General features: G+C 61.2%; 22 protein-coding genes. 12 read left to right on the forward strand and 10 right to left on the reverse strand.

The window, feature by feature from the left end:
• Positions 1-1,320, forward strand: coding sequence for an MFS transporter (locus ABH945_RS19380; RefSeq protein WP_074770480.1), 1,320 nt, complete (start codon positions 1-3; stop codon positions 1,318-1,320).
• Positions 1,321-1,334: 14 nt separating this feature from the next.
• On the opposite strand, the gene ABH945_RS19385 is transcribed toward ABH945_RS19380, so the two are convergent.
• Positions 1,335-1,967 carry a LysE family translocator gene (locus ABH945_RS19385; RefSeq protein ID WP_429251587.1) on the reverse strand — a complete coding sequence of 211 codons (633 nt, stop codon included), beginning with the start codon at positions 1,965-1,967 and terminating at the stop codon, positions 1,335-1,337.
• A 151-nt stretch (positions 1,968-2,118) separates the two neighbouring features.
• Here ABH945_RS19385 and ABH945_RS19390 point away from each other — a divergent pair, with 151 nt between their 5' ends.
• Entirely contained in the window at positions 2,119-2,607 is a 489-nt protein-coding gene (locus ABH945_RS19390) for a BON domain-containing protein (protein WP_429251588.1), read from the forward strand.
• A 75-nt stretch (positions 2,608-2,682) separates the two neighbouring features.
• Here ABH945_RS19390 and ABH945_RS19395 read toward each other — a convergent pair whose 3' ends face one another.
• Positions 2,683-3,162, reverse strand: a complete 480-nt coding sequence (locus ABH945_RS19395; RefSeq protein WP_429251589.1) for a carboxymuconolactone decarboxylase family protein — start codon at positions 3,160-3,162, stop codon at positions 2,683-2,685.
• Between the two features lie 65 nt (positions 3,163-3,227).
• On the opposite strand from ABH945_RS19395, the gene ABH945_RS19400 reads away from it, so the two are divergent.
• The 3 genes from ABH945_RS19400 to ABH945_RS19410 all read left to right on the forward strand — a co-directional run bounded on the left by ABH945_RS19400 (position 3,228) and on the right by ABH945_RS19410 (position 5,598).
• Positions 3,228-3,710: a MarR family winged helix-turn-helix transcriptional regulator gene (locus ABH945_RS19400; RefSeq protein WP_074770483.1), complete on the forward strand. Its 483-nt coding sequence runs from the start codon at positions 3,228-3,230 to the stop codon at positions 3,708-3,710.
• Positions 3,711-4,219: 509 nt separating this feature from the next.
• Positions 4,220-5,059: a metallophosphoesterase gene (locus tag ABH945_RS19405; protein WP_429251590.1), complete on the forward strand. Its 840-nt coding sequence runs from the start codon at positions 4,220-4,222 to the stop codon at positions 5,057-5,059.
• A gap of 107 nt (positions 5,060-5,166) precedes the next feature.
• Positions 5,167-5,598 (forward strand): PRC-barrel domain-containing protein, encoded by a 432-nt coding sequence (locus ABH945_RS19410; protein WP_074770485.1) that lies wholly within the window; start codon positions 5,167-5,169, stop codon positions 5,596-5,598.
• A 37-nt stretch (positions 5,599-5,635) separates the two neighbouring features.
• On the opposite strand, the gene ABH945_RS19415 is transcribed toward ABH945_RS19410, so the two are convergent.
• A complete protein-coding gene (locus tag ABH945_RS19415) occupies positions 5,636-6,598 on the reverse strand; it encodes a substrate-binding domain-containing protein (protein WP_074770486.1) in 963 nt (320 codons plus the stop codon).
• Entirely contained in the window at positions 6,595-7,986 is a 1,392-nt protein-coding gene (locus tag ABH945_RS19420; RefSeq protein WP_429251591.1) for a leucine-rich repeat-containing protein kinase family protein, read from the reverse strand. The genes ABH945_RS19415 and ABH945_RS19420 overlap by 4 nt, the downstream gene beginning before the upstream one ends.
• Positions 7,987-8,278: 292 nt before the next feature.
• Between ABH945_RS19420 and ABH945_RS19425 the strand changes: the two genes are divergently transcribed.
• On the forward strand, positions 8,279-8,893 hold the full coding sequence (locus tag ABH945_RS19425) for a methylated-DNA--[protein]-cysteine S-methyltransferase (RefSeq protein WP_074770488.1): 615 nt from the start codon (positions 8,279-8,281) through the stop codon (positions 8,891-8,893).
• A gap of 75 nt (positions 8,894-8,968) precedes the next feature.
• On the opposite strand, the gene ABH945_RS19430 is transcribed toward ABH945_RS19425, so the two are convergent.
• Positions 8,969-9,847, reverse strand: a complete 879-nt coding sequence (locus tag ABH945_RS19430) for a LysR substrate-binding domain-containing protein (RefSeq protein ID WP_429251592.1) — start codon at positions 9,845-9,847, stop codon at positions 8,969-8,971.
• Positions 9,848-10,047: 200 nt separating this feature from the next.
• Here ABH945_RS19430 and ABH945_RS19435 point away from each other — a divergent pair, with 200 nt between their 5' ends.
• Entirely contained in the window at positions 10,048-10,935 is an 888-nt protein-coding gene (locus tag ABH945_RS19435; protein ID WP_429251593.1) for an alpha/beta fold hydrolase, read from the forward strand.
• A 54-nt stretch (positions 10,936-10,989) separates the two neighbouring features.
• Positions 10,990-11,736, forward strand: a complete 747-nt coding sequence (locus tag ABH945_RS19440; protein ID WP_429251594.1) for an SDR family NAD(P)-dependent oxidoreductase — start codon at positions 10,990-10,992, stop codon at positions 11,734-11,736.
• 117 nt (positions 11,737-11,853) lie between these two features.
• Here the strand turns inward: ABH945_RS19440 and ABH945_RS19445 are convergent, their stop codons facing one another.
• From ABH945_RS19445 to ABH945_RS19460, 4 genes are all read right to left on the reverse strand, one after another.
• Complete coding sequence (locus tag ABH945_RS19445; RefSeq protein ID WP_429251595.1) at positions 11,854-12,561, reverse strand: dienelactone hydrolase family protein; 708 nt, start codon at positions 12,559-12,561, stop codon at positions 11,854-11,856.
• Positions 12,562-12,649: 88 nt separating this feature from the next.
• Complete coding sequence (gene cynS / locus ABH945_RS19450) at positions 12,650-13,093, reverse strand: cyanase (RefSeq protein WP_074771220.1); 444 nt, start codon at positions 13,091-13,093, stop codon at positions 12,650-12,652.
• Positions 13,094-13,897: 804 nt separating this feature from the next.
• Positions 13,898-14,962, reverse strand: coding sequence for a porin (locus tag ABH945_RS19455; RefSeq protein WP_429251596.1), 1,065 nt, complete (start codon positions 14,960-14,962; stop codon positions 13,898-13,900).
• A gap of 213 nt (positions 14,963-15,175) precedes the next feature.
• Positions 15,176-16,069: a LysR family transcriptional regulator gene (locus ABH945_RS19460; RefSeq protein ID WP_429251597.1), complete on the reverse strand. Its 894-nt coding sequence runs from the start codon at positions 16,067-16,069 to the stop codon at positions 15,176-15,178.
• A gap of 116 nt (positions 16,070-16,185) precedes the next feature.
• On the opposite strand from ABH945_RS19460, the gene ABH945_RS19465 reads away from it, so the two are divergent.
• Positions 16,186-17,064: an NmrA family NAD(P)-binding protein gene (locus ABH945_RS19465; RefSeq protein ID WP_429251598.1), complete on the forward strand. Its 879-nt coding sequence runs from the start codon at positions 16,186-16,188 to the stop codon at positions 17,062-17,064.
• A gap of 275 nt (positions 17,065-17,339) precedes the next feature.
• Positions 17,340-18,407 carry an SDR family oxidoreductase gene (locus ABH945_RS19470; RefSeq protein WP_429251599.1) on the forward strand — a complete coding sequence of 356 codons (1,068 nt, stop codon included), beginning with the start codon at positions 17,340-17,342 and terminating at the stop codon, positions 18,405-18,407.
• 15 nt (positions 18,408-18,422) lie between these two features.
• Here the strand turns inward: ABH945_RS19470 and ABH945_RS19475 are convergent, their stop codons facing one another.
• Complete coding sequence (locus tag ABH945_RS19475) at positions 18,423-19,202, reverse strand: IclR family transcriptional regulator (RefSeq protein ID WP_074770495.1); 780 nt, start codon at positions 19,200-19,202, stop codon at positions 18,423-18,425.
• Between the two features lie 336 nt (positions 19,203-19,538).
• Here ABH945_RS19475 and ABH945_RS19480 point away from each other — a divergent pair, with 336 nt between their 5' ends.
• On the forward strand, positions 19,539-20,942 hold the full coding sequence (locus ABH945_RS19480; RefSeq protein ID WP_429251600.1) for an MFS transporter: 1,404 nt from the start codon (positions 19,539-19,541) through the stop codon (positions 20,940-20,942).
• Positions 20,943-20,999: 57 nt separating this feature from the next.
• A complete protein-coding gene (locus ABH945_RS19485) occupies positions 21,000-21,455 on the forward strand; it encodes a type II 3-dehydroquinate dehydratase (protein WP_074770497.1) in 456 nt (151 codons plus the stop codon).
• Positions 21,456-21,682 lie beyond the last annotated feature (227 nt).

Consider the following 21,682-nt stretch of genomic DNA (forward strand, 5'->3'; position numbering starts at 1 on the left):
ATGTCCGCTAACCCCACGCCGTCACCGGCAATGGTGAGAAAGGTGGTGATTGCCTCCATTCTCGGCAATGCGTTCGAGTGGTTCGACTTCGCCATTTACGGGCTTTTCGCGGTGACGATCGCGAGGCTGTATTTTCCCGCCGACAACGCGCTCGCCTCGCTGATGCTCACGCTGGCGACTTTCGGCATTGGCTTCGCGGTACGTCCGCTCGGTGGCGTCTTGCTGGGGTTATACGGCGACCGGGTCGGCCGCAAGAAGGCGCTGTCGGTCACCATCGTGCTGATGGCGGTCGGCACCGGCATGATCGGCTTGTTGCCCACCTACGCCGCGATTGGCGTCGCCGCACCGATCCTGATGGTGCTCGCGCGGATGATCCAGGGCATGTCCGCGGGCGGCGAATTCAGCGGCGCGACTACGATGCTGGTGGAATTCGCTCCGGCTCATCGCCGCGGCTTTTTCGGCAGTTTTCAGATGTGCTCGCAGGCGCTGGCGTTTTCGCTAGGTGCAGCCGTCGCGTATTTGCTCACCACGCATCTCGACCCGGTGCAACTCGAAACCTGGGGGTGGCGTCTGCCGTTTCTGTTCGGCATCCTGATCGGACCAGTGGGCTGGCTGATTCGCTCAAAGGTCGACGAATCGCCGGAGTTTCTGGCCTATCGCCGTTCGGCTGCGAATGCGTCGGAGCAGGCCACACGAACGCCGTTACGCGACATTCTGCGAAAGTACCCGCGCGAGTTGATTTCGAGCACCGGCATTTGTGTGGTGGGCACTGTTTCTGCGTACGTCTTTGTGTTCTTCCTGCCGATCTTCGCTAAACAGCGCCTGGGAATTGCGACAGCCGATGCGAATCTTTCGACATTCGTCGGCACTGCGGTCATTCTGGTGTTCTGTCCGTTGGCCGGTTATCTGTCGGATCGTTACGGACGCAAGGCGATATTGCTACCCGGCATGCTGGGATATGGCGTCGCAGCCTGGTTTCTCTTTCATCACTTCATCAGCGCACCGTCGTTTCAGTCGCTACTGATGCTGCAAATCGGCGTGTCGTTCTTCATGAGCTTTATCTGGGCGCCCGTACCGATCGTGTTGACAGAAGTGTTTCCGGTTGGCGTGCGTTCGACTGGCGCAGCGCTGACCTACAATCTGGCAGTGTTGTTATTCGGCGGACTCGCGCCGTTCATCAACACCTGGCTGGTCAAGGTAACAGGTAGCAATGCCGCGCCGTTGTACTACGTGATGTTCAGTCTTCTGATCGGCGTGGTGAGTACGGTGCTACTGCCTGAAGCGAGTCGCGGCAGCCTGCGTGCGCGAGCGGCGTCGTAACGAGGCGCGCCGGATCACACCCGCCTGGTCGTCAGAAGCTTGATGCCCAGCACGACAAAGATCAGGCCACTGCACCGTTTCACGGCGGATAGCCAGCGGCTTGCACCGAGACGGTTGTGAATGCCACGCACGCTGAGTGAGTAAATGGTATGCACGATCGCGACAATTGCGGCCACCGTCAGATACATGATGATGAACTGCTCCGGCAATCCGCGATCGTGTGCAATGAATTGCGGCATGAATGCGGACAGGAAAATCAATGTCTTCGGATTGCTGCCCGACACCAGTAGCGCTTCGCGGAACACTTTCCTTCTGTCCAGCGTGTACACGGGCAAGGTAGCGGGCGGCTGGCCGGTGCGCGCCTTGCCGCCTTGCAATTGCTTCACGCCGAGGTACATGAGATACGCCGCGCCGGTCACCTTCATGCCGACAAAGAGTACCGGCAATGCCGCCAGAATCGCGCCAACTCCTAACGCAACTAGCGCGACAACGACGAACTGCGCCAGCAGATTCCCCGCAATGGTCGAGGCCGTTCCGCTGCTTCCATAACGCACCGTATTGCGGATCACGAGTAGAACATTCGGACCTGGTGAGATCGTCGTAATGAGATATGCGGTAGCGAAGAGAAGCCAGGTGTGAAATGACATTGCGCGCTCAGAGGGTTTATTTTGAAGGCTGTCGCCAATACCTCGGGATAATGCCATGAATAAAATCCCCCGGTCCCACCCTGAAGTATAAGGTCAGCAGATTCACACAATTGCCCCATGATCGCGGCCTATAATCCGATCAGTTAGACTCATGGCACTCTTTGTACGGCATCGCGTTTCGCTGCCTCGCCGCCGCCGACATCACGCGACGGAGAAGCGGATTCAGAAAAACGGCAATGGAGGCATTGTGAAAACGAGTGGCGCAAATAGAATAACCGGCGCGTTGGCCGCCCTGGCCATCAGCATTTGCGCGCTGGGCACGAGTTCGGCGCAAGCGCAGACACCCAACGATGCGCCGAACGGCGCAGCCGTGTCGGGCCAGTCGATCACCACCTCATCGGTACACCGTAGAAGCGACAACGACATTGTTCGCGACGTGCGCCGCGCGCTCTCGCGAACGCCGGGACTGAATCCGTCGGGAATTCATGTGCGTTCGCGCAACGCCGCCGTGACGCTAACAGGCCGAGTACCGCAACGCTCGCAGATCGCAAGGGCTAGCAGTGCCGCACGATCGGTGCGTGGCGTCAGGTCCGTTTCCAACCGGCTGACGGTGGTCACGCGAGGCGGCAACGTGCATTAACGGCACCGCGCGCACGTCGTTTCATTCATCGACTGCGCGCCATACGGCGGGTGCAGCCGTTCATCGCGACGGCCCTCAATCGAGTCGATCAGCAGGTATAGGCGGCGAGAAACGCAACGCGCCCGCGATACGGTTCCACGCATTGATTGCGCCGATCGCCGTCGTCAGGAAAGCAATCTCCGTTTTCGAAAATTGCGTCTGCACTTCCGCGTGGTCGGCGTCGTCAACATGCCGCGAAGGCATCAAGGTCAGCGCCTCCGTCCACGCCAGCGCCGCGCGCTCGCGCGCCGAAAACAAACCGACTTCACGCCATGTCGCGACAAGATCGAGTTTGGCAGGCGTGACTCTCAGCTTGCGCGCGTAATTCAGATGATATTGAAGACAGAACGCACAGCCGTTCAGTTGCGAAGCGCGCACCTTGATCAACTCCGTCAACGATTTTTCGAGTCCTGAGTTGTCCACCGCCTTTCCCAGCGCGGCAAGCGCGGCAAGCACATCGGGGGCTTCACGTTCGAAATCCGGCATGTCGATCAAGGCATGATGTTCCTGCGTCATTCACTTCTCCTTCTCAGGTAATATAAGAATTCGTACATCTTCAATAATATTCGAATTCTTACATCATGAGCAAGAAGCCACTGACGTCCCCGACGATTCCCGCAATCGGCGAAGGAAAGCGCGGAGAGCAAGGCCATATCGGTTATCTGTTGCGGCAAGCTTCCGCAGCTCATCGTATCCGCATGGAACAGGCGCTGCGGGACACGGGCATGACCGTCCCCCAGTTCCTCGTGCTGACGATGATCGCGGCCTACCCAGGTGTGTCCGGCGCCGATCTCGCACGGCTGTCGCTGCTGACGCCGCAAACCATGAGTGTCATCGTCGCGAATCTGGAACGGGACGGCATGGTGTTCCGCCAACCGCACGCGGAGCATGGACGTATTCAGCTCATCGGTATTACCGAGTCAGGCAAGAAATTCCTGTCGGGTTGTAAGGCTGCAGTCGCCGAGGCGGAGGCTGGGTTGCTCGACGGATTGTCGGCGGCCGAAGAGCGGGCGGTCCGAAAATGGCTTGTTCTGATTGCGCTTAAAACGGAGCAGATGGACTGATCGGCTTGGTATTTCAGTCGTCGCCAGACGAACATCGGGAATCCAACGGCATCACTTGTAACCGAGGGTAAGCAATCCCGCACCGCCTCAGCGGGGTTATTGCGCCCCACCTCCCCGCAGCGCCAAGCCGCTCAAGCCGCATCGAACCCGGAACACCGTTCCAGGCATGCGCCTTCTCTTTACGCGAACACACCTCGTTACAAATCGATACCGCTCGCCGTCGATTGGCAATCCACACTCCATCGCGAGCCGAAGATTCATACATGTGCTGAACCCAAAGTCGTGCATGCACGGTATCCGACTCAGTCCGCAAAGCCGTCCGTCAAGCCAGTCGTCAAGCTGATCAGCAAGAAATACAAGGCTGCTGCAAGGCCATTGCAAGCTCGCGTACCGCGTCGCCGCGCGGCAAGTTTTCCGCCTCAGATCAAACCGCCTGTATCTCCTGGACCCATCGTTATTTGTCCGGTCGCGTTCGCCGTATTCACGCTAACTTTATGTCGGTAAAAAACATGCAGAATACTTTCCTACCCGTCCGACGCTTCAAAAAGAACACCACCGGCCGTGACTTCGTCGTAGGCGATCTGCACGGTTGTTTCGCCCAGCTTCGCCAGGAACTCGAATCGCGCCAGTACGACCCGTCGCGCGACAGGCTGTTCGCTGTCGGCGATCTCGTGGACCGAGGCCATGAATCGCCGTTCGTGCTGGACATCGTGCGCCGCTACGGCATTCAGTCGGTGCGAGGCAATCACGAGGATGTGATCGTCCGCTGGCATCGGCATGGCGGCAAGGATTCGTCGATCCGTTGCAACGGCGGCGAATGGCTGCTCGACATGGCGGACGACACGCAGGCGGTGGACGACATCGTTGCGTACATGGCCGCCCTTCCTTACGCAATCGAAATCGAAACAGACGACGGCCTGGTCGGGATCGTCCACGCGAATGTGCCGATGCCGTCGTGGGCGCAAATGGTCCAGGCGCTCGAACGGGAAAACCGCGACGGCCCGATTCGCCGCAAAGTGATCTGGGACAGGTCGCGATGGAAGTCACGCAGGTCGGCGGGATTCGCTTCGGTCCGGCACGTGGTGGCACAACTGTTCCGGCGGTGCGCGCCCGGATGGTGCGATCCGTCCCGCCCCGTCGAAGGCGTCGCTGCCGTGATCGTGGGACACACGCCGACACGTAAGCCCATCGTCCGCGCGAACGTCATCAACGTCGATACAGGACTCGTCTACGGCGGCAACCTGACACTGCTCGCGCTCGATGAAATACCCATGCTTCTAAGCCGCGCGTCGCGTGGAAAGCCCGCGCCTGCCGGTTCGAAAAACTATCCGGCGGAGTCGGGTGTGTGAGTGGCTTGCGCCCATGGCGGGCACGTCGCGTGCTTCCTGTTTCCGCGGAATGAACCCGGCTATTCGACAGATAGCCACGCAAACCAACGACATCCAGGGAGCCGAAAATGAAAGCAAAAACACTGATCTGCGCGACTGTTCTCGCCACCGTTTGTGCGTCACAAGGGGCGTTCGCGCAAGTTGCCGGATTGCAGCCGCTCGGCGGCACAGTCGAACAGACCAACGCGCTGCTCAAGGGCTGGAGCGTGCGCCGCGCACTCGTCGATGAACCGGTTTATAACGACCTCAACGACAAGATCGGCAGCATCTACGACGTGATCATTTCACCGGATCGCAAGGCGACGTATGCGGTCGTGTCGGTGGGCGGCTTCCTCGGCATGGGCAAGCACTATGTCGCGATTCCGGTCGATCACTTCGAGATCCGCGACGGCAATCTGTTCCTCGCGGGCGCGACGAAGGATGCACTGAAGTCAGTGCCGGAATTCGAGTACAACAAGCTCGAAAAGGCGACCAAACCGCACAAGGTCAAGACGGATTAACCGCAGCCTGAAACTCCGACCGGCAGTCGCCACCATTTCAATGATTGTCAGCAGTGACCAGTTGCAGCGGCGTTTCGATCACCCTCGACAATTCGCTCTGCTTTCTCTGCTCGGTCACTGCCTTCAACGCTATATCCATTCCGAAGATGGCTTGCCGGTCGGCAAACTGATTCATGCTCGCGAGCACTCGGCCATCGGCGAGTAACGGCTTGATGGCGTCGATCGCGTTATATCCGGTGACATACACCCCGCCGCTGCGGCCCGCGTCGCGAATCGCATCGACGGCACCCATCGCCATGTTGTCGTTGCCGCACAGCAGCCCGCGAATCTGCGGATGGTCGTTGAGCATCTTCGACGCGACGTCACGGCCCTTTCCATATTCCCAATTGCCCGCCTCGACGGCGACTACCTTGATGCCCGCGGCGTTCATCGCGTCTGTTGCGCCGGCCGTGCGTTGCTGCGCGTTTCGATCGACGGGAATGCCTTCGATGATCCCAACCTGATCGCCCGCTTTCAGATGCGTGGCGAGATATTGGCCGACCTGTGCCGCGCCGCTGCGATTATTCGGACCGACGAACGGCACCGAAATATGAGCCGCCGCCTGAGCCGCGTCGTCGAGCGGATTGTCGATCGTGATCATGATGATGCCTGCCCTGACCCCACGCGCCACGACAGCAGCGAGCGCGTGCGAGTCGGTCGGCGCGACGACGATGGCGTTCATCTTCGCCTTGATCATCGAGTCGACCATCTGGATTTGCGCGGCGGTGTCGGTCTCTTTCGCGGTGCCTCGAATGGTCAGCCCGAATTGCGATGCGTAATGCTGTTGATAATTCTGCGCGGCGTCCGCCATCGCCACCGTGAACGGATCGACTAGCGATTTCAGCACGAGCGCGATCTTCAGCTTGCCGGGTTGCGCAGCCTCGACACGTGCCGACCCGGTCAAACCGGCCGCGGCCAGCGCGCCGGCAAACAGCACGCGACGGCGCATCGTCTGGATCATGGATTCTCTCCTCGCGGGTCTGGCTGGCTATTAGCCGCAACATGTTCCGAAGAATGTCCTTTCAGTGCCAGCAAACTTGCAGCGATCCCGGCGAATAACGGACGACTGCCGATATCGTCGTTCAAACAATCTTCCTTCAACGCAATCAGCTTCGTCGCGATGTTCGGTTGCGAACCCAAACCCTCACATCGTTCGATCAATTCTTCGAGCAGGCAGCCGAATGCTCTGACTTCAATCCGTTGCAACGCGCCGCCGATTTCGCGATCGTCCGGCGAATAGAAAGACGCTGCGCCGAAGTCGCCCAACAGTGCATGCGCGTGTCCGTCATGCAAAATATTGTGCGCGTACAGATCGCCATGCATCACACCGCGTCGATGCAAATGATCCGCCGCTGCCGCGATGCCATGCGCGATGCTCAATGCGGAGGCCGGATCGAAGCGCGTGCCGTCGGCGTATATATCGCGCGTACATGAAGCGAGACTCGGCGGACCAGCGAGGTTGCCGAATTGCGGATCGATCAATTCCATCACGAGGCCGTGCGTTCCCGCCGGATGATCCGTTACTTTTCCGGTCACCGGAATCAGGTTCGCATGGTCGCCGGCCTGAATGCAAGCGGCCATCTCGCAGTCGGGCAGACCGTCGCTGGTCACTGCACCCTTGAACAGTTTGACGGCGACCGGCCGTGCTGCCTCGGAGCTATTCTGCCGAAGCGCCGCGCGATAAATGACCCCCGACGCGCCCTCGCCCAGCGGCTGTTCGAGCGTCAACCGATCCCATTGAATTTCAGCGATAGGTGTGTCGATCAGCGCCGCTATCTCGCGCGTTTCGCTAAACGGATTGCCCGCAAAAGCGAGCCACGAGAGTCGCGGCAAACGCAGCAGCCAGCGCGGCAATTCTTCGAGCCGATTCGCGGCGAGCCGCAACAGTTCGAGCCGCGAGCAGGCCGCCAGTTCTTCCGGCAGTTCGCGCAGGCGATTGCCCGCCAGCATCAGCTTCTGCAATTGCGAACAGGCGCCAATTTCCGCGGGCAGTGTTTCAATTTCGTTGTCGGTCAGAATCAGCCAGCGCAATTGCGCGGCGAGCGCGTTGCCGGAAACCTGGCGGATGCGGTTGGCCTTGAAACCCACCATGCTCAATTGCGAACACTCGCCCAACACTTCCGGCAACTCGGTGAACGGATTGTTCGACGCAAAGAAAATGCGCAATTTGCGCAGGCGGTGCAGATCGTCGGGCAACTTCGTCAGCGCATTGCCCGATAGATCGAGCACTTCGAGCGTGTCGGCGAGATCGAAAATTTCGCGCGGAAATTCGCTCAGTCCGCACGCCAGTTTGAGCTGGCGCGCGCCTGCGAGTTGTCCGTTACGCAGTTGTTCTAGTGTCGTCGTCACAGTGGCGAATGGGGTCTCTGAATGGCAGCGTGGGTCGTACTGAAGATATCGATTCTACTGAGTCGCGAGTGAAACGTCGTACAGCATGCGCTGCATCTGATGAACAGAATCGAAAAGGGCGGTACAGTGACAGGTCAGCCATCTTCACGGCGAATTAGATAGCAAGATCTGGAGCGACGTCAGCGGGCGCGAAGTTCACACTGTCAAATATCGGTGCACTTCAGGCGATTCATCCAGCCGCCTCACCTCGCCTCGCGGCATCTGTGCCTCCAACCAGTCAGGAGCAGGACAAGTGAAGTACGCATACAAGTTGATGGATTCTCCAGTCGGTCAATTGACCCTCGTCGCCAACGGCGACAGCCTCGCCGCCATTCTCTGGGAAAACGACAAGCCGAATCGCGTGCGCGTCGGCGACATGGTCGAAGCCAACGACCGTCCCGTGCTGGTCGAAACCGCGCGGCAGTTGACCGAATACTTCGCCGGCACGCGGCACGAATTCGACCTCCCGCTCGACTTCCATGGCACCGAATTCCAGAAGCAGGTGTGGCACGCGCTGCTGACCATTCCGTTCGGCCAGACCCGCAGCTACTCGGAAATCGCGGCGCAAATCGGCAATGTGAATGCGGTGCGCGCGGTCGGTGCGGCGAATGGCCGGAATCCGATTTCGATCGTGGCGCCGTGTCATCGCGTGATCGGTGCGTCGGGCGAGTTGACCGGCTTTGCCGGCGGTCTCGCCAACAAGATGCTTCTGCTGTCGCTGGAGGCGGGGCAGACTTCGCTGGAAGCAGCGGCCGACAGGCAGATGCCAACTCAACCGCGAGCAGTGGAAGTGAAGCCGCGCACCAGGCCAGCGCGTGCTGCGACGACGCCGGACTACGGCGTGCAGGCTTCACTGTTCGGCAACTGAAAGGCGCGCACGCGTCGGAGCGACGTCACGCCTTGCACAAGGATCGGCGTCGCTTTGACTGGATGCCATCGCGCATCAAAACACCAACTCTTCCGCCTTCGACAAAAACAGCTTCAATACCGGCGACGTATTCGCCCGGCTATAACCCACCACCAGATCGACGGTAGGCGTGTCACCCTCCAGCGGCCGGCTGACCACCGACCACGGCAGCAGATTGTTCGCATACTCCGGCATCAGCGCCAGCCCGCGCGTGGACGCCACCAGCGACATGGCCATCGCCAGATTGTCGACGCCGTGCGTGGACGTGACGCTTACCCCATGCTCGCGCAAATACTGCTCGATCACCTCGTGCAGCACCCGCGCCTTATTCGACGCCATGATGAACGTCTCTCCGGCAAAGTCCTCCGGGCGGATCGCGGTTCGCTGGGTCAGACGGTGATCGCTCGGCATCAGCACGACAAGCTTCTCGCGGCTCACCACGCGATAGTCGAGATCGAAACCCGGCTCGGCGCGCAGAAACGCGAGATCGAGCTTGCCGCGCGTGAGCGAGTCGGCGAGATCCGGCGAATAGTGGCTCGACACCGTGACGTCGATATTCGGCAGTTCGTCGCGCAGCACCTGCATCGCGCGCGGCAGCCACGTCATTTCCTGCCCGGTCAGAAACCCTAAAGCGAAAACCGGCTTGGCCGGGCGCGCCGCCCGGCGTGCGGCTTCGGTGGCGGCGTCGACCTGCGTCAACGCCAGTCGCGCGTGATCGAGGAAAGCCTTGCCCGCCGCCGTCAGTTCGACACCGCGCGCGCTGCGGCTGAACAGCTCCGCCCCCACTTCGTCTTCCAGATCGCGAATCTGTCTGCTTAGCGACGGCTGCGACGTATGCAAACGCCGTTCCGCCGCGACAGTCAGGCTGCCCGTTTCGGCGACGGCCACGAAATAACGCAAATGTCGAAGCTCCATACATCCTCTTGATTCGGTCGGCGGGGTAGGCGGTGGTATGCCTCATAGGCATGCCTTCCAGCCTACAAAGTCTTTTTCCTTTGCGCAAGGTCTGGCTACATTACACATCAGGCAGCGACGCGAAGAGAATTCACCGCACAACACCCGCCGTAAAGCGCCGCCGCACCATGCCTTTCATCTATATCGCAGAGGAACCGGAAATGAACCAGCCCGTCGATTCGAATGAAGTTGCCGCAACCCGCCATACCCATCAAACGGCCCCGACGCAGTACGTCGACGCCAACGGCATCCGCTTTGCGTACCGCCGCTTCGGCAAGGCGGGCGGCGTGCCGCTGGTGTTCAACATCCACTTCACCGGCACGATGGATCACTGGGATCCGGCCGTGACCGACGGCTTCGCCCAGCATCGCGAAGTGATCCTGTTCAACAACGCGGGTATTTCGAGCACGTCCGGCGACGTGCCGGAATCGATCGAGGAAATGGCGGCCAACGCCGCCGCGTTCATCAAGGCACTGGGCCTGACAAAGGTCGACGTGCTCGGCTTTTCGATGGGCGGTCTGATTGCACAAACGCTTGCGCTCGCCGAGCCGCAGCTGGTGCGCCGTCTGATTCTGGTCGGCACCGGCCCGCGCAGCGGCGAAGCGATGAATTCGCTGACGCCCGAAGCGCAGGACATCTTCGGCGCCACGTATGCGCAACCGGACGATTTGTGGCTGCGCGTGCACTTCTCGCCGTCGGCGGCGAGCCAGGCGGCAGGCCGCATGTTCGTGCAGCGCTTTCGTCTGCGCAGCGAAGGGCGCGACCCGGAAGCCAACGAGAAAGTCGCGCCGGCTCAACTGGCGGCGCTCGCCAAATGGGGCGCACCGCGCGAAAACCCGTTCGACTATCTGCACGCGCTTCAGCAGCCGACGCTCGTGATCAACGGCGATAACGACGTGATCATCTACTCGATCAACTCGTGGATTCTTCAGCAAAACATTCCGAATGCGCAGTTGATCATTTATCCCGATGCGAATCACGGCTCGCTTTATCAGTACCCGGAACGCTTTGTCACGCACGTCGAGCAGTTTCTAAGCGACGGCGAATGAGCGGCCCAGACACGCCAACCGCAACCTTTTCAACCGATCTAACGGAGCCTCATCATGAACAATCTCGCCGGTAAAACCGCACTCGTCACGGGTGCATCACGCGGCATCGGCCGCGCCACGGCACTCGCCCTCGCCAGCGCGGGCGCGCAGGTTCTCGTCCACTACAGCAGCGCGGAGAAAGAAGCCGATGCCGTTGTCGCGGAAATTCGCGCGGCGGGCGGCAATGCGCAAAAGGTCGCCGCCGATCTGCGCAACGCGGACGGCCCGCATGCGCTGGCCAAACAGGTCCGCGCCGTCATCGGACAGCGCCTCGATATCCTGGTCGCGAACGCAGGCATTTCAAAAGCGGCCACGATCGAGGACACGACCGTCGCCGATTTCGACGACCTGTTCGCGGTGAACGTGCGTGCGCCCTACTTTCTCGTCCAGCAGTTGTTGCCGGTGATGTGCGAGGGCAGCAGCGTGGTGTTGCTGTCGTCGCTCGCGGCGCGCGCGGCTGTCGGCACGCTGCCGGCCTACGCAGCCACCAAGGGCGCGGTGAGCACGCTCGTCACGCACTTCGCGTCCGCACTCGGCGAACGCGGCATTCGCGTGAATGCGGTCGCGCCGGGCGTCGTCGAAACGGATATGTCGAACTTCACGAAAACGGACGCGGGACGCGCCGTGACGTTAGGCATGCAGGCGTTGAAACGCGTCGCGCAACCGGACGACATTGCTGGCGCAGTGACCTTTCTCGCGTCGGATGCAGCACGCTGGATCACGGGCGAAACGCTGCATGTGGATGGCGGCTCAAAGCTTTAAGCCTGCCGCGTAGGCTGAAGCTGTGATTGCAGTTGCGGAAGATGGACAGGAAAACGCTCCGGCGTGCCACGCGGATTCAGATTTCACGCACGCACGCCGGACATTCTTAAACCCCGCTCACTTCCACAACGTGCGGCCGAAGAACGTCAGCACACGATCCCACGCCTGCTGCGCCCAAACCGGATCGTATTGCGTCTTCGCAATGCGGCCCGGACCGACCGCCGTTTCATTCGCGAACGCGTGATGCGCGAGATAGCGATGAAACTCGACATCGACGTTGGCTTCGTTGAGCTTTTTCTCCAGCGCGTCGACCGTCTCGGCGGCAAAGAACTCATCCTGCAGCGCCCACTGACCGATCACCGGCACCTTGATTTTCGATGCATCGATGTAGTCCAGCGGAGGGAAGCCGTACCACACCGCACCCGCCGCCACTTCGGGGATGTTGCACAGCGCGAGCAACGTGAGCGCGCCGCCCATGCAGTAGCCGGTCACGGCTACCTTGTCCGCCTGCTGCTTCAGATACTGGACCGCGCCGCGCACGTCCTGGGTGGCTGCGTCGCCGAAATCGAGCCCGCTCATCAGGTGGTGCGCTTCTTCCTCTTCGACCGTCGATTTGCCGCGATAAAGATCGGGCACCAGCGCCAGATAGCCCGCCGCTGCGAGCCGGTCGGCCACGCCGCGAATCTGGTCGTTCAAGCCCCACCACTCCTGAATCACGACGATCGCGGGCGCGCCTTCCGTTTTCTCCGGCTTGGCCAGATAGCCCTGAAGCTGCTGACCATCGGGGCGGCTGAACGTGACCATCGAACCTGCTGACTGTTTCATCGATTGCTCCTTGGGGTGGACGAAACCGCTAGCATAGCTTCACTGCGATGGATTCTGCTGATGCCCGCACGGCAGGCGTTCCGCGTATTCAATACGACTTGTACGGAAGGAATTTGCCGCTCAGAACGACCTGAACGCGGTCGCCGTTTGCATTGGGTTCGCGCTGGATATCCATCGAAAAATCGATCGCGCTCATGATGCCGTCGCCGAATTCTTCGTGGATCAGTTCCTTGATCGTGGTCCCATACACGTTGACGATTTCATACCAGCGATAAATCAGCGGATCGGTCGGTACCGCGCTCTCCAGTGAACCTTTGTAGGGGACGATTTGCAGCCACGCGGTTTCTTCGTCGGTCAGATCGAACAACTCCCGCGCAACCGCCGCCTGCTTCACGTCGAGCGTCATCTGGCCGAGCAGCGCGGCGGTCGTCCACTCCTTGCTCTTGCCAATCTTCGCGGCAATTTCGCTCCACGTCATCTTGCCCGCGACTTTGGCGGCGACGATTTTCTTCGTGACTTCATTGCGATCCATGATTGCGTCCTTTTGAATGGGCGGGATACACATTTCAGATGTGGCAAGTCGATAGTAACCGGCGGCGAGGCGCGTCAAAAAGCGCATTGACGGTTCGCTATGCCCGTTATATCCGGATACGCCTGCGCAGCGTGAAATTCACGAATGCCCAAAATGTGGGTTGATCGAAATAGGTATTGGTCCTCCGAGAAATGCCGATCTGATTCAGTGAGTAATTACTATCAGTGTACTGAACAAAAATTCGCCTAGATCAGGGAAAACCCTATGTATTTATCAGATGTAGCGCCAGATTAATTAAGACCGGTCTCAACGACAAAATTTATCGACATCCATATAATCACGTTGATGCGTTTTGGTTTAAGATCACGCCCAGCAGAGCCGCTGTGCTGCCATGCAGGCCGCCTCAGCGTTTCAAAAGCGCCACCCATCGAAACCAAACCGTTGCAATTTTCCGATATCAACTTAACGTCCCGTCATATCGCCGCGGCAAATTGTTAAATCGTCGGGAAATTGCTGATTACCGTCTCTCAGGTTCTGGCAAGCATCCCTCGGACGCCAGAATCTTTTGGCCGACACTCTGTGTCGGCCATTTTTTTTGTTAATTTAATTTTACAAAATAATACAAAGCGGATTGCCGGCTTGATTAGATGGCAATCCTGTCATCTTTCTCGAACTCGCCGAAAGCGGATCGACAAAATTCAATCGATTTTTCAATCGCGCGGATATCCGGCGACGCAATGAATCCGTGCATGTAAATTGGCGTGGCCGATGTTTCCGCTGGCCCTCACGCCTTGGCCGGAAACATTAAAACCTTTGTACCACGCCGAGTTGCACGCCCGCGACCGGCGCGCCCGGGTATGCAACCGGCAACCCGGTCACATTGACGCCTCGCAACGTAAAGCGCGCGTCGTCGTGATTCGACAGATAGGCGGCGCTGAAGTAGACCAGCAACGTCCGCGAAAACTCATATTCGAATGCCGCGCTGAACTGGTCGGCGCTCGCGCTCCCGGTTGAATAATCGCGCACGTGCGCGTAGCCGAGCGACGCCCGCGCGCGCGGGGAAAAACTGTATTGCGCGGACACCGACCCGCCCGCGCCGTGATAGAGCGGCGTGCCACCATCGCCATTGAAGAACGCGAGCCACACGCGGATCTTGTCGAACGCGTAGCTCGCGCCGCCGAGATTCGCCCGCAATGCCCCCGCGCCGTGTGTCTGCTGACGCGCGTAAAGCAGTTTCAGCCGATCGAACCGATAGCCGGCAGTCACGTAGTAGCCGTCGATCCCGTTGCCGTCGTCCTCCGATGGATCGCGCGTCGCCATCATCACGGTGGCGTCGAAGCCGCCGACCACGGGCGACAGATACGTCAACGCGTTACTCGCGTACGGCGTGATCTTCGACAGGTTGTTGAGGCCGGACGCGATCGTGCCTGCGCCGAAAGCATCGAGATCGCCTTTGAACGGGATGTAGATCGGAGAATACTGGCGACCGAAACGCACCTCGCCCCACGGGCCGCGTGCGCCGATCCAGGCCTGGCGGTTGAACAGCACGCCGGGGCTTTGAAACGTGCCGTCGGTTGAGCCGAAACCGTTTTCCAGCGTGAACACAATCGCGGTGTCGTCGCCGATCGGCTCCGAACCGCGCAGGCCGACGCGTGATCCGCGATAGGCGCCTGAGTCCATGCGCGGCGTCCACCCGGAGCCCGGATCGGTGATTTCGATGCTGGTGTCGAGCACGCCGTATAGCGACACGAAGCCGCCGTTTCCGTCAGGCGCCGCGACGCCGGATGTGCAAAAGAGCAGCGCCACGCCGCCGACGACACCCACACACAGCCGCAAACGCGCGCGGGGCTGTCCAGCGTGCGTCTGCATCGCGGTGTGCCCACGCGGGGTGATTGCGAGAAAGCGTGTCGGAGCGCGATACAGATCGAATCCTCCGGGAGCATTGGAACGAATGCGGCGTCGCGACGGGCGAAGCAAAACGCCGCCCATGGTTACGCGGCGCGCAGATTCGCAGCGGCGGCTCGCGCGCGGACCGCTCATTGTGTCGGCCGGACAATGAGCAGCGATGTGCGTTCGCGCACGTCACGCCGCCCCGCGCTCCCATCCCTGCAAATCGTCCAGCAGATTCATGAACGCCCGCACCTTGGCGCTCAGCAAGCGGCGCGAGTTGTACAGCGCCCAGATTTCAACCGGCGGCTCTTCGGGCTTGCCCCAGCAAACCAGCCGTCCGGCGGACACATCCCGCTCGACCAGCAGTCGCGGCAACAGCGCCGCGCCCACGCCTTCGAGCACGGCTTCGCGCACCATCAGCAGCGACGAGAGCCGCAGTACGGGCATCGGCGCGAGCGAACCCAGCGAGCCGTCGGCGGCTCGCATCGTCCAGATCGAGCCGCCGGCCGCCGCCGACAGCACGACAGCGGGCACCGGCAACGCAGTGGTATCGGCGGGAGATTGCGGCGGACGCGCCATCGCCGGCGCGGCGACCACCATCCGTTCGTCGCTGTAAATGCGCCGCCCAATCAGCAACTCGTCTCGCGGAGGATTGATGCGGATCACGAGGTCATAACCATCCTCCACCGGATCGGCCCGGCGATCTTCCGCGACGACTTCCAGTTCGACCTGCGGATAAGCCAGCGCAAAACGCGTCGCGATCCGGCACAGCACCACATGCGCGAACACGATTGGCGCGCTGATTCGCAAGCGTCCGCGCGGCACCGGCGCACTCGACGCGACGTCTTCGCCGGCCTCCTGAATCTCGGTCATCGGGCCGCGCGTGCGCTCATGCAGAACCCGGCCTTCCTCGGTCAGACGCAGCGTGCGCGAGCCGCGCTCGATCAGGCGCACGCCGAGTTGCTCTTCCAGTTCCGCCACGCGCCGCGACAGCGTGGCCTTCGGACGATTCAGCGCCCGGCCCGCAGGCCCAAAGCCGCCATGCAGCGCGACCGCATTGAAATCGGCTAGTGAAGTCAGATCCATAATCGTTCCATAAATGAGACGGTTCGTCTGAATTTTGGCACTTTCGGTGCGCTAGTGGAACGCCTATTGTTCTCCCTGACGGACTGATTCCAGTCCCACCATCCAAGGAGAAAGTCATGGCCATTCTCGTAACCGGTAGCACAGGCGTCATCGGCAAGCAGGTTCTCGATCATCTGAACGGCAGCGGCGTGGAGATTCACGCGCTCACGCGTTCGCCGGAAAAAGCGCAGTTTCCCGCAGGCGTCGCGGCGGTTCAGGGCGATTTGTCCGACGTGGACGGCTTACGTCGCGCGATGAACGGCGTCAGCACGCTGTTCCTGCTCGCCCCGAATGCCGCCGACGAACTCACGCAAGCGCTTCAGGCTCTGAGCGTGGCCCGCGAGGCCGGCGTGAAAGGCGTGGTGTATCTGTCGGTGTTCAAAGGTGCGGAATATGTCGACGTGCCGCACTTCACCAGCAAATACACGGTCGAGCGGATGATCGAGCATTGCGATCTTCCGGCCACCGTGTTGCGCCCGGCGTACTTCATCCAGAACGACGTGCGGCAGAAAGATCCGCTGCTCGCGCACGGTGTGTACGGGATGCCCATCGGCTCGAAGGGAATTTCGATGGTCGACGTCCGCGATATCGGCGACGCTGCCGCGCGCGAACTGCTGCGCCGCGAACGCGCCGCCGGCCCGCTGCCGCGCGAGACCTACGAACTCGTCGGCCCTGACGCAATCGATGCGCAAACCGTGGCGTCGATCTGGGCCGAAGCACTGGGACGGACGGTGCGCTACGGCGGCGACGATCTCGACCTGCTCGAACAACGTCTGAAGGCAGCCGCGCCGCCGTGGCTCGCTTATGACATGCGTCTGATGATGAGCCGCTATCAGCAGGACGGCGCGGCGGCATCGGCGGCCGAGGTCGAACGGCTGACGAGCTTGCTGGGGCGAGCGCCGCGCTCGTATCGGGACTTCGCGCGGGAGATGGCCACGGCATGGGTCAAGGACTGAGCGCTACCCAGCTTGCTGGCTTGCTGGCGGGCGGGTTGGCTGGCGGGCCGGCCCGCTCACCCCCTTCCAATAAAAGCGTCCGCCGGCAGCGACCGGACGCTCATCGTCAAACAGGCCGATAATCGCGGCACTGGACCTCGCGTTGCCCCGGCCTCCCGCTGAACCGCTCGCCCTAACGCAGGTCCCTTTTGATGCTGGAGACATTTAGCTCGCGGTTCAACCTGGTCGCAGAACCTCACCGTGTCCACAAGCCTTCATTCGACGACATCACTCTCATGGAAAAACGAGCACTCATCATTGGCGCGAGCGGCATTGTCGGCGGTAATCTCGCCGATCGGCTGGTCGCCAACGGCTGGCACGTCAGCGGACTGTCGCGCGGCCGCACGCCCGTCTCGCCGTCGATCGAGTCGATCACCGCCGATCTGAATTCCGCCGACTCCGTCACCGCGGCGCTGGCCGGCAAGTCGTTCACCCACGTGTTTTTTACCGCCTGGTCGCGGCAGGCCACGGAAAAGGAAAACATTCGCGTGAACGGCGCGATGGTGCAGAACGTGATGGACGCCATCGGGCCGTCCGGCACGCTCGTGCATGCCGCGCTCGTGACCGGTCTGAAGCACTATCTCGGACCGTTCGAAGCCTATGCGACCGGCGCGGTGCCGATCACGCCGTTTCGCGAGGAGCAGGGCCGGCAGCCGGTCGACAACTTTTACTACGAGCAGGAAGACCGGCTGTTCGACGCGGCAAAGCGTTACGGCTTCAGCTGGAGCGTGCATCGTCCGCATACGATCATCGGCTACGCGCTCGGCAATGCGATGAACATGGGCGTGACGCTAGCGGTCTATGCATCGTTGTGCAAGGCAACCGGTCAGCCGTTTGTCTTTCCGGGGTCGGCGGCGCAATGGAACAGTCTCACCGACATGACCGACGCGACGCTGCTCGCGCGGCATCTCGAATGGGCCGCGACATCCCCGAATGCACGCAACGAAGATTTCAACGTGGTCAACGGCGACGTGTTTCGCTGGCAATGGATGTGGTCGCAGCTCGCCGCGTACTTCGGCATTGAAGCGGCGCCGTTCGACGGCGAAACGCGTCCGCTCGAAGGCCGTATGCAGGACGCGGGAACGACGTGGGCCGGGATCGCGGCGCGCTTCGATCTGAAGGAAGCGGACATCGGCAAGCTCGCGTCGTGGTGGCATACCGACGCCGACCTCGGCCGTCCGATGGAAGTGCTTACCGATATGACGAAGAGCCGCAAAGCCGGCTTCCTCGATTATCAAGGCACGCCGGATGCGTTCTTCGCGTTGTTCGATCGTCTGAAAGCCGAGCGAATCATCCCGCAATAAACCCCGCGCGGTTGATTACCGCCGGCTGAACAGCGGCGACGCGTGGCTCGCCGCCGCCAGTTCCGACGCGGCGGCCAGCAGCGTCGGGCCCAGCTTCTCCATGCGCTTTTCGTCGAGCCGGACCAGCGGCCCGGCAATGCTGATCACGCCCATCGCCGCATAGCCGCGCCGCTGCACCGGCGCGGCCATCGCCGTCATGCCGGGCGCGAACACCTCGTTGATCGTCGCGTAGCCTCGCTCCCTCGCGGCGTGGACGAACGTCAGCAATCCCGCAATCGTGGTCGGCGCGTTCGGCCCGTACTGTTTCGGCTGACCGAAGCCCTGGCGCGACACGAGTTCGAGCGCGCGTTCGTCGGTCATCGTCATCATCCATGCGTGGCCCGTGGCGCTGCACGACAGGATCGTGTCCATGCCCATGTCGGGGTCGTAGCGCAATCCCTTCAGCGCGCCTTGCGCCTTCGCGACCCACGTCAACCGGTCGCCGTCGACGATGGCGAGCCGCACCAGTTCGCCCGATGTTTCCGCCAGCCGGTCGAGCATGGTTTGCGCGATGTCGACGATGCCGGACGTCGCGAGAAAGCCGAGTCCGAGGCCGACGAGTTTCGTGGTGAGCACGTAATCGCCGTGCTCGCGCAATTGCCGCACATAACCGCATTGCTTCAGATCGACCAGCAGCCGGTGACACGCGCTTCTCGGAATATCGAGTTCGTCGGCGATCATTGCGAGCGGCGTGCCCTCCATCTGCGTGGCGAGAAATTCGAGGACGGCGAGGGTGCGTTCGGTGACGCCGGGCATGTCTGTCTCCGTTTTTTCGTTTGATGTGGCGTGTGTTGTCGCGCGCATTCCTGCGTGCGTTTGCGTCGCTTGAACGCGATCTGGCGAAAGGCAGTTTTGCACATTATGAGATCGAATTCCACCCTGGAATGGCATCCCACCTAGGGGTGCTAAGCTGTTTTCACGGTCGCGATTCTGGTTTGAGACGGCTTTTGACGCAGCTTGTAAAGCCGCTTTCGAAGCCGCGAAAACGCGCCGGTTTTATCGAACGAAACAAACAGACAAAAGCGCGGAAGCAGGTGAACGGCGACGACTCTTCACCCGACATTCCGCGCAGCCCAAGGTCAAGGAGACGACATGATTCAGGACGCACAACCCGGCACGCACGCCGCGATGCGCACGCGAGCGGTGACCGCCGCGATGCGCACGCGAGCGGTGACCGCCGCCGCGATCGGCACCGCGCTCGAGTGGTTCGACTTCACGCTGTACGGCGCGCTCGCCGCAACGATTTTGCCCCGGCTCTTTTTCCCGTCGATGGACCCCACGTCCGCGCTGCTCGCGTCGCTCGCGACCTTCGGCGTCGGGCTTGCCGCGCGGCCGCTCGGCGCGATCATCTGCGGACATCTCGGCGACAAACTCGGCCGGCGCAATCTGATGCTCGGCACCGTCACCGTGATGGGCGTGGCGTCGATGGCGATGGGCTTGTTGCCGACTTACGCGAGCATCGGCGTATGGGCGCCGGTCCTGCTCGTGCTGCTGCGGATTCTGCAAGGCTTCGCGCTGGGCGGCGAATCGACCGGCGCGCAATTGATGGCGATCGAACACGCCAGCCCCGACCGGCGCGGCAAATACTCGGGACTGCTCGGCCTGTGCTCGCCGCTGAGCCAGATCATGGCGAACGGCGTGCTCTTGCTGCTGTCGTCGACATTGCCGGCGCAGGCGTTCGAATCGTACGGCTGGCGCATTCCGTTCGTGCTGAGCTTCATTCTCGTGATCGTCGGCCTGTACATCCGGCTGAAAGTGAGCGAGACGCCCGCGTTCGTCGCGCTGCGCAAAACCGACGTCGTGCACGTCGGCAGTCCGTTGCGCGACGCGCTGCGGCTTCACTGGCGCACCGTTCTGCGCTGGATGCTGTTCTTCTGCGGCCCGGCGGCGATCTTCTACCTGATCGTCGTGTTCTCGCTGAGCTACATCACGAAGACGCTGGCGATTCCGAAGCAAACGGGCTTTCTGCTGCTGATGGGCGCGAACGTCTGCGCGATCGTCGGCGCGCTGGCCGGCGGGATGCTGAGCGACCGGATCGGCCGCAAGAAGGCGCTCGCGATCGGCTCGACCGCGACGCTGCTGATGCTCTTCGTGTACTTCCAGATTCTCGACACCCGCAGCTTCCTGCCGATGCTCGCCGCAATGGGCTTCTTCCTCGGCTTCACGCAGTTCCAGAGCGGCATTCAGCCGGTCGCGTTCGCCGAAGCTTTTCCGACCAACGTGCGCTATTCCGGCTCGGCGCTCGCTTATACCGGCGCCAATCTGGTGGCGGGCGGTCCGATGCCGGTGCTGGCCGTGTGGCTCTTTTCCGTCTGCAACGGCTCGCCATGGGGCGTCGTCGCGGTATGCGTGGTCTTCAACGTGATTTCGCTCGTGATGATCCTGACCGCTCGCGAAACGCTCGGCATCGATATGAATCGCACCGACTCGGCAGCGGCCGTCACGGGCGACGCGGATTTTGCAACGGCGGGCGTGAGCAACAGCCACCGCATGTAACGCCCCGCATCGGGCCGTCCCGCATCACACTGAATTTTGCAAACAGGCGACTGAATAATGACTGAACTCGTTTATGTACTGAATGGCTCGAACCTGAACATGCTGGGCAAGCGCGAGCCGCATCTCTATGGCACGACCACACTCGCGCAGATCCAGCAGCAGGTGGAAGCGCTCGCGAACCGGCTCGAACTCCAATGCGAATTCCGCCAGACCAACAGCGAAGCGACGATGGTCGACTGGCTGCAGGAAGCATTCGAGCGCGATGCGGCGGTCATCATCAATCCGGCGGGATTTTCGTTTGCGTCGGTGCCGGTGCTGGACGCGGTCAAGCTGATCGAGCGTCCGTTGATCGAGCTGCACATCACCAATATTCATAAGCGCGACGAAACCTATCGCCATTCGCTGATCTCGCGCGCGGCGACCGGCGTGATCTGCGGACTCGGCGCGAGCGGTTATCTCGTCGCGATGCAGGCCATGGCGATGGCGCTGGGCAAAAGTCCGAGCTTCGGCTGAGCGGCTGAGCGTCCGAGCAGCTGACGTAAAACCAACACTCGCCCTAGCGGACGACATCGTATAACCATCCCGCTTCACCAAGCCGTGCGCGCGCCGCACGGCTTTTTTGCGTCCAATTTTCGCTCGGCGGCGCGAGAAAATAATTTCGACTAAGGGAAAACCCGTATAATTCCCTACCAAGAGGTCAGACAACTTCACGATATAGTCGTCATGATCCTTGGCCTGCC

The organism is Paraburkholderia sp. GAS333 (assembly GCF_050435665.1).
Taxonomy (GTDB): Bacteria; Pseudomonadota; Gammaproteobacteria; order Burkholderiales; family Burkholderiaceae; genus Paraburkholderia; species Paraburkholderia fungorum_A.